Raw genomic sequence first — 12,144 nt, forward strand, 5'->3', positions numbered from 1 at the left:
CGGACGCTTCCTTTGTACTCACCCTCTCGGGCTTTCCTCCGGGCTTCGTTCTGTTCTGTTCTTGCGTTTCCGACTCTATCAGACTCTTTCGGGCCCGATTTCCTCGGTGCTTTCCAGGTCCTGCGCTTTCGCGCTTTCCCTTTCCGGCGATTCAGACTCTATCAGAACCTTTCGGGCCTGACTCCCAGTCAGCGGGGTTTGCCTTCTGGGCTGTTGGGCCCTTCCGACGAGTGAGACAGTAGCGGATTCCCTGCCCCCGAAGCCAATCGGCGGCTGCGTCCTGGGACGCGGATTCCTCATTCGCAAATACGCATGAAAACGAGACGACAGCTTGAGTCGTTCGTTCGAATGTGTGGTGCGGGATGGCTGTCCGGGGACCGACCGGGGTCGGCGCTCACTTCGGACAACTCGAAGAACCTTACGGATCCGGCACTGGTGTGTCAACCCCCGGCTGACCTGGCGTGAACGGTGGGGGCTGAGGTCGGAGGGACAGCAGGGTGCGGACGGACAACAGGGTGCGGGGTCATGGGCGGAAAATGCTCCGCCCGACGCCGTCCCCGGGCTACGGTGGCTCGTATGACTACGCATGCGATCACGCTCGACCTTCGCTGGTGGGCCGCCTGACGGCGGCCGACCTTCCACGCGAGCACACATGCGTTCACGGCCGCCGCCACGGCGGCCGTTCCTGTTTCTCCCCTCCCGGGAGTGGCTCGGTCGCCCGACGCGGCCGCCACGACACCACACAGAGGGAGAGCGGGACATGACGAGGATCTTCAGCGGGGTCAAGCCGACCGGACACCTGACCCTGGGGAACTACCTGGGGGCCGTGCGGCAGTGGGTCGCCGCCGACCAGAAGCCCGACGACGCGCTGTTCTGCGTCGTCGATCTGCACGCCCTGACCGTCGAGCACGATCCGGCGCGGGTGCGCCGGCTCACCAGGCAGGCCGCGACGCTGTTGCTCGCCGCCGGGCTGGGGCCCGAGAAGTGCACGCTGTTCGTGCAGAGCCACGTGGACGAACACACCCGGCTCGCCTACCTACTGGAGTGCACCGCCTCCGACGGCGAGCTGCGCCGGATGATCCAGTACCGGGAGAAGGCCGTGAAGGCGCAGGACGCCGGGGAGGGCGTACGTCTTTCGTTGCTCACCTATCCCGTGCTGATGGCCGCCGACATCCTGGCGTACGACACCGCCGAGGTACCGGTCGGTGAGGACCAGCGGCAGCACGTGGAACTGACGCGGGACCTCGCCGTGCGGTTCAACCAGCGGTACGGGCACACCTTCACCGTGCCCAGGGCCACGCATCCCCAGGTGGCGGCCCGGGTCATGGACCTCCAGGACCCGACCTCGAAGATGGGGAAGTCCCACGAGAGCGGTGCGGGGATCGTCTACCTGCTCGACGAGCCGGCGGCGATCCGCAAGAAGGTCATGCGGGCCGTGACCGACAGCGGTGCGGACGGCGTGGTCCACGATCGGACCGCGCGCCCGGGAGTGGCGAACCTCCTCGACATCCTCGCGGCCTGCACGGGCGAGGATCCGACGGTGCTCGCGCAGGGGTACGCGCAGTACGGGCCCTTGAAGCGGGACGTCGCCGACGCCGTGGTGGAACTGCTGCGACCCCTGCGGGAGCGGCACGCGGAGATCTCCGCCGACCCCGGCGAGGTGGAGCGCGTCCTGCGCGAGGGGGCGGGGAGGGCGAGGGCGCTGGCGCGGCCGGTGGTGGACCGGGCGTACGAGGCCATCGGGCTTTTGGCCCCCTGATCCCGTACGCCCTCCCCCCGGCGGGTCAGCTGTTGCCGGAGGCGAGTTCGCGGCTGCGGTCGCGGGCCGCCTCCAGGGCGGCGATCAGGGCCGCCCGTACGCCGTGCTTCTCCAGCTCGACGATGGCGTTGATGGTCGTACCGGCCGGGGAGGTGACGGCCTCGCGGAGCTTGACCGGGTGCTCGCCGCTGTCGCGGAGCATCACGGCGGCGCCGATTGCGGCCTGGACGATCAGGTCGTGGGCCTGGGCTCGGGGCAGGCCGAGCAGGATGCCGGCGTCCGTCATGGCTTCGACGAGGTAGTAGAAGTAGGCGGGCCCGGAGCCGGAGAGGGCGGTGGCGGCGTCCTGCTGGGACTCGGGGACGCGCAGGGTCTTGCCGACGCCGCCGAAGATCTCCTCGGTGTGCTGGAGGTGGGCGGCCGTGGCGTGGCTGCCGGCCGAGATGACGGACATGGCCTCGTCGACGAGGGCGGGGGTGTTCGTCATGACGCGGACGACGGGGGTGCCGGGGGCGAGCCGCTCCTCGAAGAAGGAGGTGGGGATGCCCGCGGCGCCACTGATGATCAGGCGGTCGGCGGGGATGTGCGGTGCGAGCTCTTCGAGGAGCTTGCCCATGTCCTGCGGCTTGACGGTGAGGATGAGCGTGTCGGCGCGCTTGGCGGCTTCGGCGTTGCTGACGGCCTCGACGCCGTAGCGGGTGCTGAGCTCCTCGGCGCGCTCGGCGCGGCGGGCGGTGACGAGCAGCTTGCCCGCCGGCCGGCCGCCGCGGATCATCCCGCTGAGCAGGGCCTCGCCGATCTTGCCGGTACCGAGGACTGCGACTGTCTGGGTCATGCCGGGTTCACCTCGCCGAACGAACGTAAGGACGTACGGGTTCATCCTTGCACCCGGCCGGGGAGCGGGGGGTGGGCGTCCGGTCCGTGGGCGGTGGGGGCCGGGCTACGGGGTGCGGCGGCGGAGGGTGGCCGCGCCGAGGGCGAGGACGAGCAGGGCGCAGCCGGCGACGACGAGGACGTCGCGGACGAAGGCGGTGGTCATGTCGGTGTGGGTGAGGACCTGGGTCATGCCGTCGACGGCGTAGGACATGGGCAGTACGTCGGAGAGGCCTTCGAGGACGGGCTGCATGGTGTCGCGGGGCGCGAAGAGTCCGCACAGGAGCAGCTGCGGGAAGACGACGGCCGGCATGAACTGGACGGCCTGGAACTCGGACGCGGCGAAGGCGGAGACGAACAGGCCGAGGGCGGTGCCGAGGAGGGCGTCGAGGAGGGCGACGAGCAGGAGCAACCAGGGGGAGCCGATGACGTCGAGGCCGAGGGCCCAGAGGGCGAGTCCGGTGGCGAGGAGGGACTGGACGACGGCGACGGCGCCGAAGGCGAGGGCGTAGCCGGCGATGAGGTCGCCCTTGCCGAGGGGCATCGCGAGGAGGCGTTCCAGGGTGCCGGAGGTGCGTTCGCGGAGGGTGGCGATCGAGGTGATCAGGAACATGGTGATGAGGGGGAAGATCCCGAGGAGGCTCGCGCCCGTCGTGTCGAAGGTCTGCGGGCTGCCGTCGAAGACGTAGCGCAGCAGGGTCAGCATCAGGACGGGGACCAGGAGCATCAGCGCGATGGAGCGCGGGTCGTGGCGGAGCTGGCGCAGGACGCGGGCGGCGGTGGCGAGGGTGCGGGCGCCGTTCATCGGAGGGTTCCTTCGGCGGTGGGGGCGGGGGTGGGTGCGGCGGTGGGTGCGGGGGTGGAGGTGTCCGCGTCGTCCACCAGGCGGAGGAAGCCCTCTTCGACGGTGGCGGAGCCGGTGCGGGTGCGCAGGGCGTCGGGGGTGTCCTGGGCGACGATCCGGCCCTCGCGCATGAGGAGCAGGTCGTGGCAGCGCTCGGCCTCGTCCATGACGTGGGAGGAGACGAGGATCGTCGCGCCGCGGCGGGCGGTGAGGTCGTGGAAGAGGTTCCACAGGTCGCGGCGCAGGACGGGGTCGAGGCCGACGGTGGGTTCGTCGAGGACGAGGAGTTCGGGGGTGCCGAGGAGCGCGACGGCGAGGGAGACGCGGCTGCGCTGGCCTCCGGAGAGGTTGCCGGCGAGGGCGTCGGCGCGGGTGGTGAGGTCGACGTCGGCGATGGCGCGGGTGACGGCTTCGGCGCGCCGGGCGGCCGCGGCGCGGCCGGGGTCGAGGACGGCGGCGAAGTAGTCGAGGTTCTGCCGGACGGTGAGGTCGTCGTAGACGGAGGGTGCCTGGGTGACGTAGCCGATCCGGGCGCGGAGTTCGGGGTGGCCGGCGGGACGGCCGAGGACGTCGAGGGTGCCGGTGACGTGGGCCTGGGTGCCGACGACGGCGCGCATCAGGGTGGACTTCCCGCAGCCGGAGGGGCCGAGGAGGCCGGTGATGCGGCCGCGGGGGACGTCGAAGGCGATGGCGTCGAGGACGGTACGGGGGTTGCGGCCGGTGCCGCGGCGGACGGTGAGGGCGCGGGCGTGGATGGCGGGGGTGTGAGTGGCGGGGGTGTGAGTGGCGGGGGTGTGAGTGGCGGGGGTGTGGGTGGCGGAGGTGTGAGTGGCGGGGGTGTGGGGCGCGGTCCCCTCCGGGGGTTTATTCATCATGTGATGAATAATGCTCCTGGCGGTGCCGGGGCGTCAATCGGCCGGGCGACGCGGGTTGTGGCGGGCTGCGGAGGTGCCGCTACTTCTTGCGCTTGGGGCGGCGGGCGGCGGGGTTGCCCGTACGGGAGCTGCGGCGCCGCGCGAACTCGGCGACGGCGCGCTCGTACTCGGCCCGGTGCAGCTTCTCGCCGGGGGCCTCGATCAGGCAGCGCAGGAAGTACGCGACGAGGGAGCCGATGAAACCGATCGCCTTCAGGCCCTTGAGGGCGGCCTCGTCGGAGGACGGGGCGGCGCGGCGGCTGAAGGACTCCCAGGTCTTGGCGAAGGCGATGGAGCTGGCGATCGCGAAGAGGATGACGACGGAGATGCTGAGGAACGGGCCGACGTTGCCGATCTCCAGGCCCTCGTAGGCCAGGCGCAGCAGGTAGGCACCGGCGACGGCTGCGCCGAGCGCGCCGACGGCGACCGCGGCGCGGCGCGGGGCGTAGCCGTTGTCGTGGTCCACCCAGGTGGTCCCGAAGAACCGGATCGGCTCGGGGCGGGGACCGGGGGCGGGTTCGGCGGTCGGGGAGGTCCGTCCCTGGCCGGTGCCGGTGCCGGTGCCGCCTTGGCCGGGCTCCTGGTGCTGGTCTCGCTGCTCGTCGTCGCTCACAGCAGCGATTATCCCCCGGCGGGGTGCGCCGGCCGGGGGCGTCTCGCGTGGCGGAACGGGTGACGGGACGGTGACGGAACCGGTGACAGGACGGGTGACGGGACGCGGGCCCCGGGCGCCGGCCCGGACGGTCGCTCAGTCGCAGCGGCCGGCGACGTAGCCGTCGGTGCCGGTCCTCACGTACGCGTCGGAGACGAACCGGCTGTTGCCGATGCAGTCCCACAGGTTCGTGGTGCCGTACGGACCGCTGACCGTCGTGCCGGGGCACTGGCAGCGGATCGTCACGTACCCGCCGAGCGGGAGGGTCTCGACGACCGAGTAGTTGGTTCCCGGACCGTTGCGCACGTTGACGCGGTGGCCGGGTGCGAGCGGGTACGTCGGGAGACCGGAGGCGGCGGCGAGGCCCTGCGCCTGGCTGGAATCGTTCTCAACGGACATGTGGAACATCCCCCCTTGGATGTGCCCCTGCGCAACGCGCGCAGGGGAGCGAGCCCTTGGATGTTCCCACGGGCCATCGACTAGGCTCCGGCGGGGGTGGTGAGCGGTGCAGTCGCGGCGTGCGGACTACGCGGGGTTTCCGGAGTACGCCGGGCAGTACCGGCTCGAATCCGTACTCGGCTCCGGCGGCATGGGCGTCGTCCACCTGGCCGCCTCCAGCTCCGGGCTGAAACTCGCCGTCAAGGTCGTGCACGCCCAGCACGCGGTGGATCCCGAGTTCCGGGCGCGGTTCCGGCAGGAGGTCGCGGCCGCGCGGCGGGTCAGCGGGGCGTTCACCGCGCCCGTCGTGGACGCGGACCCCGATGCCGAGCGGCCCTGGATGGCCACCCTGTTCGTCGACGCGCCGACGCTGTCCGAGCGGGTACGGGAACGGGTGCTGGACGCCGTCGAGTTGACCCGGCTGGCCGCCGGACTGGCCGAGGCCCTGCGGGACATCCACCGGGCCGGGGTCGTGCACCGGGACCTGAAGCCGAGCAACGTCCTGATGGCCCCGGACGGGGTACGGGTCATCGACTTCGGGATCTCCCGCCCTGCCGACAGCGACCTGCACACCGAGACCGGCAAGCTGATCGGGACGCCGCCGTTCATGGCACCGGAGCAGTTCCAGCGGCCCCGTGACGTGGGCACGGCCGCCGACGTGTTCGCGCTGGGCGCGGTGCTCGTGCACGCGGCGACCGGGCGCGGGCCCTTCGACTCCGACAGCCACTACCTCGTCGCGTACCAGGTGGTGCACAGCGAACCCGATCTGACCCAGCTCCCGGCGCGGCTCGTCCCCATCGTGGCCCGCTGCCTGGCCAAGGATCCCGAGGAGCGGCCGACCGCCGACGCGCTGATCGCCGAGATCCGGACCGTGACCAGTCGGACGGCCGAGGACACGCACTCGTTCATACCGCAGCCGCGTCGTCCGGTGCCCGAGGACGAACTCACCCACCTGCGCGCCCCGCTCCCCCCACCGTCGGCGACTCCGCCCGCCGCCGGGCGGTGGGGCCGCAAGCTCCTGGCCGGTGGGATCGGGCTGCTGCTCGTGGCGGGCGCGGCCGGCCTCTACCTGCGGTTCGGACCCGCCGCCGTGCCCGCGGAACAACCCGACCCGTCCCCTTCGGCGCCCGCGGCGCCCTCCGGCAAGGCCTTCGCCCCCTGGGCGGTGTCCCCGGGCGGACACACCGCCGCCTGCTCGGCCCAAGGCGACGGCCTCTTCTGCTCCGGACGGGGTCTGACCGCCGCCCGGCTCGACCCCGCCGACGGCTCGGTCACCTGGTCGGTGCCGGCCGGCACACCGGGCCAGTCGTCGGCCGCCGCCGCCGCTCCCGTGCACGCGGGAGGGCTGGTCCTCGTGGAACCGCCGGGCAGCGAACGACTCAAGGCCCTCGACCCCCGGAGCGGGGCGGAACGCTGGCAGCACCGGCTCTCCGGCGGCACCCGGGTGGTACCGGCGGGACAACACGTGCTCCTCGTCTCCGTCGACGGGAGCCTGGTCGCCCTCGACGCCGCGACCGGCGAACAGCGCTGGACCCGGCGCGGCGCGACGGGATCCCGCTGGTGGGGCGCCCCGACGACCGGGGCGGGCACGGCCGCGTTCTACTCCGCGACACCCGACCCGGACGGCAGGTCGACGCAGGTCGCCGAGGTGGACGCGGGGAACGGAACCGTGCGCTGGCAGGTCCGGACCGGCGGAAGGCTGCTCCCCGTCGGTACGGCACGCGGGTCGCTCTACCTGCTCGACAACGACGCGGGAGCCCGCACGGGCGGCATCGTGAGGGTGGACGCGACGAGCCGCGCCGTGCAACGGGTCCCCCTGTCGACGCCGCTCTTCGAAGCGGAGGCGAGCGTCGCCGGCGACGGCACCGTGTACTGCTTCGGGGCACAGGGCGGGCTCGTCGCCGTCGACGCGAGCAAGGAACTGTGGCGGGTGGAGACCGGGGCCGCCAGCGCCTCCCGGCCCGTACCCGTCGAAGGCCGGGTCTACCTGACGGCTTCGGACGGCCGGCTGTTGGCGGTCGACGCGGCGGCCGGCCGGATCACGGGCCAGACACCGCCCCGGATGGCCGCCGGACAGCGCACCGTCAGCTCCGCCCTCCCCGCCCCCGTCGTCGCCGACGGACGGGTCTTCGCCTCCGCGCCCGACGGGAGCGTGTTCGCCGTGGACGCGCGGAACCCCGCCGGGTGGTGACGCGCCCGGCGGGGTTCGGAGCGGGTGGGGGTCAGCCCAGGCGGGAGACGTCGCGGACCGCGCCCTTGTCGGCGCTGGTGGCCATCGCGGCGTAGGCGCGCAGGGCCGCGGAGACCTTGCGCTCGCGGTCCTTCGGGGCGTAGACCCCGCCGAGCGCCTCGTGGCGGGCCGCGAGGGTGGCGTCGTCGACGAGGAGTTCGATCGAGCGGTTCGGGATGTCGATCCGGATCCGGTCGCCGTCCTCGACGACGGCGATGGTGCCGCCCGAGGCCGCCTCCGGGGAGGCGTGGCCGATGGACAGGCCCGAGGTGCCGCCGGAGAAGCGGCCGTCCGTGACGAGCGCGCAGACCTTGCCGAGGCCGCGGCCCTTGAGGAAGGACGTCGGGTAGAGCATCTCCTGCATGCCGGGGCCGCCGCGCGGGCCCTCGTAGCGGATGACGACGACGTCGCCCGCCTTGATCTCCTTGCGGAGGATCTTGTCGACGGCCTCGTCCTGCGACTCGCAGACGACGGCCGGGCCCTCGAAGGTCCAGATCGACTCGTCGACGCCGGCCGTCTTCACGACGCAGCCGTCGGCCGCGATGTTGCCGCGCAGGACGGCGAGACCGCCGTCCTTGGAGTAGGCGTGCTCCACCGAACGGATGCAGCCGCCCTCCGCGTCGAGGTCGAGGGTCTCCCAGCGCTCGGACTGCGAGAAGGCGGTGGCCGAGCGCTTGCAGCCGGGGGCCGCGTGCCACAGCTCCATCGCGATGTCGGAGGCGGTGCCGGAGCGGGCGTCCCACTCGGCGAGCCAGTCCTCCAGGTTGTCCGAGTGGACGGAGGTGACGTCCTTGTTGAGCAGCCCGCCGCGGTGCAGCTCGCCCAGGATGGCGGGGATGCCACCTGCCCGGTGGATGTCCTCCATGTAGTACGTGCCGCCGGGCGCCACGTTCGGGGCGACCTTCGACAGGCACGGGACGCGGCGCGACACCTCGTCGATGTCGGTCAGGTCGTACTCGAGGCCCGCCTCCTGCGCCGCGGCCAGCAGGTGCAGGATCGTGTTCGTGGAGCCGCCCATCGCGATGTCGAGGGCCATGGCGTTCTCGAAGGCCTGCCGGCTCGCGATGTTGCGGGGCAGGACGGACGCGTCGTCGCCCTCGTAATAGCGCTTGGTGATCTCCACGACCGTGCGGCCGGCGTCCTCGTACAGGGCGCGGCGGGCGGTGTGCGTGGCGAGGACCGAGCCGTTGCCCGGGAGGGCCAGGCCGATGGCCTCGGCGAGGCAGTTCATCGAGTTGGCGGTGAACATGCCCGAACACGAACCACACGTCGGACAGGCGTTCTCCTCGATGCGCAGGACGTCCTCGTCGGAGACGTTCTCGTTGGAGGCGTCGACCATGGCGTCGATCAGGTCGAGCTTGCGGACGGTGCCGTCGACGAGGGTGGCCTGACCGGCCTCCATCGGGCCGCCCGACACGAACACGACCGGGATGTTGAGGCGCAGCGCGGCCATCAGCATGCCGGGGGTGATCTTGTCGCAGTTGGAGATGCAGATCAGCGCGTCGGCGCAGTGCGCCTCGACCATGTACTCCACCGAGTCGGCGATCAGGTCGCGCGAGGGCAGCGAATACAGCATCCCGGCGTGTCCCATGGCGATGCCGTCGTCGACCGCGATGGTGTTGAACTCGCGCGGGATGGCACCGGCCTCGCGGATGGCGTCGGAGACGATCCGGCCGACGGGCGCAAGGTGGGTGTGGCCCGGGACGAACTCGGTGAAGGAGTTGGCGACCGCGATGATCGGCTTGCCGATGTCCTCGCTCGCTACGCCCGACGCGCGCATCAGCGCACGTGCGCCTGCCATGTTGCGGCCGTGGGTGACGGTGCGGGACCTCAGCTCGGGCATCGGGTTCACTCCCCATGAGTGCGGCCGGCCCGACGGACTCGGCCGCGACTGTAGATATGAATCAGTTACGAGGCTACGCCTGTCGCCCGCGATACGGACAGGCTGTCCGAATGTCGGGACGCGCGGCTCATTCTTCGGTCAGGTACCGCTGGAGCGTCGGCGCCACGAGCGCCACGATGTCCTCCGGGTCCGCCGACGCCAGCGGCTCGACCTGGACGACGTAGCGCAGGATCGCGATCCCGACCATGTGCGAGGCGGCCAGCTCGGCCCGGAAGGTGGGCTCGGGCACGTCCAGATCGGCGGCGACCCGCTCCAGGACCCGGCGCAGGATCAACCCGCGCAGGACCTTCGCCGCCGCCTCGTGGGTGAGGGCCGACCGCATCACGGCGAGCATCGGGGCCCGGGTGACCGGGTTCTCCCACACCCCGAGGAAGTAGCGGGCGAGCCGCTCCCCGATGCCGTCCGGGCCCTCGCCGAGCACCGCCGGGACGACCAGGGCGGGCTCCATGCTCACCTCGATCGCGGCGGCGAACAGCTCGTCCTTGCTGCCGAAGTAGTGGTGCACCAGCGCCGGGTCCACGCCGGCCACCTTCGCGACGCCGCGTACGGACGTCTTGTCGTAGCCGCGCTCCGCGAACACCTCCCGGGCCGCGAGCCGGATGACCTCCTGGGTGCCGGGGCCGTCCCCGACCTCGTCCTGCCGGGGCCGGCCGGGACCGCGACGCCGCTTCACGGGCTCGGTCATCGGCGCCGCGCCGGGTCCGCGAGGTGCAGCCGGGTGAAGGCCAACGCCTCGGCGAGGTCGGCCTCGCGCTCGGCGGAGGACATCGCCCGCCGCGTGTTGACCTCGATGACGATGTGCCCGTCGAAGGACGTACGGGCCAGGCCGGCCAGCAGCTCCGCGCAGGGCTGGCTGCCCCGGCCGGGCACCAGGTGCTCGTCCTTCGCCGATCCGTTGCCGTCGGCGAGGTGGATGTGGGCGAGCCGGTCGCCCATCCGGTCGATCATGGCGTTGGCGTCCGTACGGGCGGTCGCGGTGTGGGAGAGGTCGACGGTGAAGTGCCGGTAGTCGTCCTTGGTGACGTCCCACTCCGGGGCGTAGGCGAGCATCTCGCGGTCCCGGTAGCGCCACGGGTACATGTTCTCCACGGCGAACCGGACGTCCGTCTCGTCCGCCATCCGCCAGATACCGGTGACGAAGTCCCGCGAGTACTGCCGCTGCCACCGGAACGGCGGGTGCACGACCACGGTCGACGCCCCGAGCCGCTCGGCCGCCGCCTGGGCCCGCTGGAGCTTGATCCACGGATCGGTCGACCACACGCGCTGGGTGATCAGCAGGCAGGGGGCGTGGATGGCCAGGATCGGCACCTGGTGGTGGTCGGACAGCCGGCGCAGCGCGTCGACGTCCTGACTGACCGGGTCCGTCCAGACCATGACCTCGACGCCGTCGTACCCGAGGCGCGCGGCGATCTCGAAGGCGGTCGCCGTGGACTCCGGGTAGACGGAGGCCGTGGAGAGCGCGACTTTCGGGATCCGGACTGGTTCTGCCACGGGGACAGGTTACGGGGCCCCGGCCCGAGGGGGTCGGGGGCGGGGTGGGGCGGGGTTGGGGGGCGGGAGCCATCAGAACCGACACCGACCCCGCCCCCGCTACGGCAGGTGGTCCAGCCTTCGGAGGATGACGCCCTCGCGGAGGGCCCAGGGGCAGATTTCCAGTTCGTCCACGCCGAAGAGGTCCATCGTGGCTTCCGCCACCAGGGCGCCGGCCAGGAGCTGGGAGGCGCGGCCATCCGAGACTCCGGGGAGGGCCGTGCGTTCCAGGGTGGTCATCGCCGCGAGTCGCGGGACCCATTCGACCAGCGACTTCCGGGTCAGGTCGCGCTGGATGTAGAGGCCGTCGGCCTCCCGGGCCGCGCCCGCGATGCGGGCCAGTTGCTTGAAGGTCTTCGACGTGGCCACGACGTGGTCCGGCAGGCCGGAGCGGCTGAACTCGCCGACGGTACGGGCGATCTGGGCCCGTACGTGTCTGCGCAGGGCCTTCACGTCCGCCGGGTCCGGCGGGTCGCCGGGGAGCCAGGCGGCGGTGAGCCGGCCGGCGCCGAGGGGGAGGGAGACGGCCTTGTCGGGGTCCTCGTCGATGCCGAAGGCGATCTCCAGGGAGCCGCCGCCGATGTCCAGGACCAGGAGCTTGCCGGCGGACCAGCCGAACCAACGCCGGACGGCCAGGAAGGTCAGGCGCGCCTCGTCCTCGCCGCTGAGGACGGGGAGGTCGATGCCGGTCTCGGCCTTGACGCGGGCGAGGACCTCGTCCGCGTTGGTGGCCTCGCGCACCGCACTGGTCGCGAAGGGCAGCAGGTCCTCGCAGCCCTTGTCCTCGGCGGCCTGCACGGCGTCGCCGATCACCGTGACGAGCCGGTCGACGCCCTCCGGGCCGACCGCGCCGTGCTCGTCGAGGAGTTCCGCCAGCCGCAGTTGCACCTTGTGCGAGTGCGCGGGCAGGGGGCGCGCGCCGGGGTGCGCGTCCACCACCAGCAGATGAATCGTGTTCGAACCCACGTCAAGGACACCGAGTCTCATACGAGAAACGCTAC

General features: G+C 72.2%; 11 protein-coding genes. 2 read left to right on the top strand and 9 right to left on the bottom strand.

All coding sequences use genetic code 11. The annotated features are described in order from the left end of the window. The first annotated feature begins 760 nt into the window (after positions 1-760). The gene (gene trpS, locus ACFY0I_RS39060; protein WP_388904523.1) at positions 761-1,759 is read left to right on the top strand and encodes a tryptophan--tRNA ligase; all 999 of its coding nucleotides are present in this window, start codon (positions 761-763) and stop codon (positions 1,757-1,759) included. A gap of 25 nt (positions 1,760-1,784) precedes the next feature. Here trpS and proC read toward each other — a convergent pair whose 3' ends face one another. The 5 genes from proC to ACFY0I_RS39085 form a co-directional block, all read right to left on the bottom strand. Then, entirely contained in the window at positions 1,785-2,594 is an 810-nt protein-coding gene (proC, locus tag ACFY0I_RS39065; protein ID WP_388904525.1) for a pyrroline-5-carboxylate reductase, read from the bottom strand. Positions 2,595-2,699: 105 nt separating this feature from the next. After that, positions 2,700-3,437 (bottom strand): ABC transporter permease, encoded by a 738-nt coding sequence (locus tag ACFY0I_RS39070; RefSeq protein WP_388904527.1) that lies wholly within the window; start codon positions 3,435-3,437, stop codon positions 2,700-2,702. Further along, complete coding sequence (locus ACFY0I_RS39075) at positions 3,434-4,351, bottom strand: ABC transporter ATP-binding protein (protein WP_388904528.1); 918 nt, start codon at positions 4,349-4,351, stop codon at positions 3,434-3,436. The genes ACFY0I_RS39070 and ACFY0I_RS39075 overlap by 4 nt, the downstream gene beginning before the upstream one ends. A 79-nt stretch (positions 4,352-4,430) precedes the next feature. Beyond that, a complete protein-coding gene (locus tag ACFY0I_RS39080) occupies positions 4,431-5,003 on the bottom strand; it encodes a hypothetical protein (protein WP_388904529.1) in 573 nt (190 codons plus the stop codon). Between the two features lie 135 nt (positions 5,004-5,138). Beyond that, complete coding sequence (locus ACFY0I_RS39085; RefSeq protein ID WP_388904530.1) at positions 5,139-5,441, bottom strand: peptidase; 303 nt, start codon at positions 5,439-5,441, stop codon at positions 5,139-5,141. Positions 5,442-5,547: 106 nt separating this feature from the next. On the opposite strand from ACFY0I_RS39085, the gene ACFY0I_RS39090 reads away from it, so the two are divergent. Then, a complete protein-coding gene (locus ACFY0I_RS39090; protein ID WP_388904532.1) occupies positions 5,548-7,671 on the top strand; it encodes a PQQ-binding-like beta-propeller repeat protein in 2,124 nt (707 codons plus the stop codon). A gap of 31 nt (positions 7,672-7,702) precedes the next feature. On the opposite strand, the gene ilvD is transcribed toward ACFY0I_RS39090, so the two are convergent. The 4 genes from ilvD to ACFY0I_RS39110 all read right to left on the bottom strand — a co-directional run bounded on the left by ilvD (position 7,703) and on the right by ACFY0I_RS39110 (position 12,130). Continuing rightward, entirely contained in the window at positions 7,703-9,553 is a 1,851-nt protein-coding gene (gene ilvD, locus ACFY0I_RS39095) for a dihydroxy-acid dehydratase (protein ID WP_388904534.1), read from the bottom strand. Positions 9,554-9,680: 127 nt separating this feature from the next. Further along, positions 9,681-10,298 carry a TetR family transcriptional regulator gene (locus ACFY0I_RS39100; protein WP_388904536.1) on the bottom strand — a complete coding sequence of 206 codons (618 nt, stop codon included), beginning with the start codon at positions 10,296-10,298 and terminating at the stop codon, positions 9,681-9,683. After that, positions 10,295-11,104 carry a sugar phosphate isomerase/epimerase family protein gene (locus tag ACFY0I_RS39105; RefSeq protein WP_388904537.1) on the bottom strand — a complete coding sequence of 270 codons (810 nt, stop codon included), beginning with the start codon at positions 11,102-11,104 and terminating at the stop codon, positions 10,295-10,297. The genes ACFY0I_RS39100 and ACFY0I_RS39105 overlap by 4 nt, the downstream gene beginning before the upstream one ends. Before the next feature lie 99 nt (positions 11,105-11,203). Beyond that, positions 11,204-12,130: a Ppx/GppA family phosphatase gene (locus ACFY0I_RS39110; protein ID WP_388904538.1), complete on the bottom strand. Its 927-nt coding sequence runs from the start codon at positions 12,128-12,130 to the stop codon at positions 11,204-11,206. Positions 12,131-12,144: the final 14 nt, after the last annotated feature.

This window comes from Streptomyces sp. NPDC001568 (genome assembly GCF_042893755.1).
Taxonomy (GTDB): Bacteria; Actinomycetota; Actinomycetes; order Streptomycetales; family Streptomycetaceae; genus Streptomyces.

Coding starts and splice junctions, on each gene's coding strand:
- ACFY0I_RS39100 (WP_388904536.1), bottom strand. CDS start 10,298: ATGACCGAGCCCGTGAAGCGGCGTCGCGGTCCCGGCCGGCCCCGGCAG.
- ACFY0I_RS39075 (WP_388904528.1), bottom strand. CDS start 4,351: ATGATGAATAAACCCCCGGAGGGGACCGCGCCCCACACCCCCGCCACT.
- ACFY0I_RS39070 (WP_388904527.1), bottom strand. CDS start 3,437: ATGAACGGCGCCCGCACCCTCGCCACCGCCGCCCGCGTCCTGCGCCAG.
- trpS (WP_388904523.1), top strand. CDS start 761: ATGACGAGGATCTTCAGCGGGGTCAAGCCGACCGGACACCTGACCCTG.
- ilvD (WP_388904534.1), bottom strand. CDS start 9,553: ATGCCCGAGCTGAGGTCCCGCACCGTCACCCACGGCCGCAACATGGCA.
- proC (WP_388904525.1), bottom strand. CDS start 2,594: ATGACCCAGACAGTCGCAGTCCTCGGTACCGGCAAGATCGGCGAGGCC.
- ACFY0I_RS39110 (WP_388904538.1), bottom strand. CDS start 12,130: ATGAGACTCGGTGTCCTTGACGTGGGTTCGAACACGATTCATCTGCTG.
- ACFY0I_RS39085 (WP_388904530.1), bottom strand. CDS start 5,441: ATGTCCGTTGAGAACGATTCCAGCCAGGCGCAGGGCCTCGCCGCCGCC.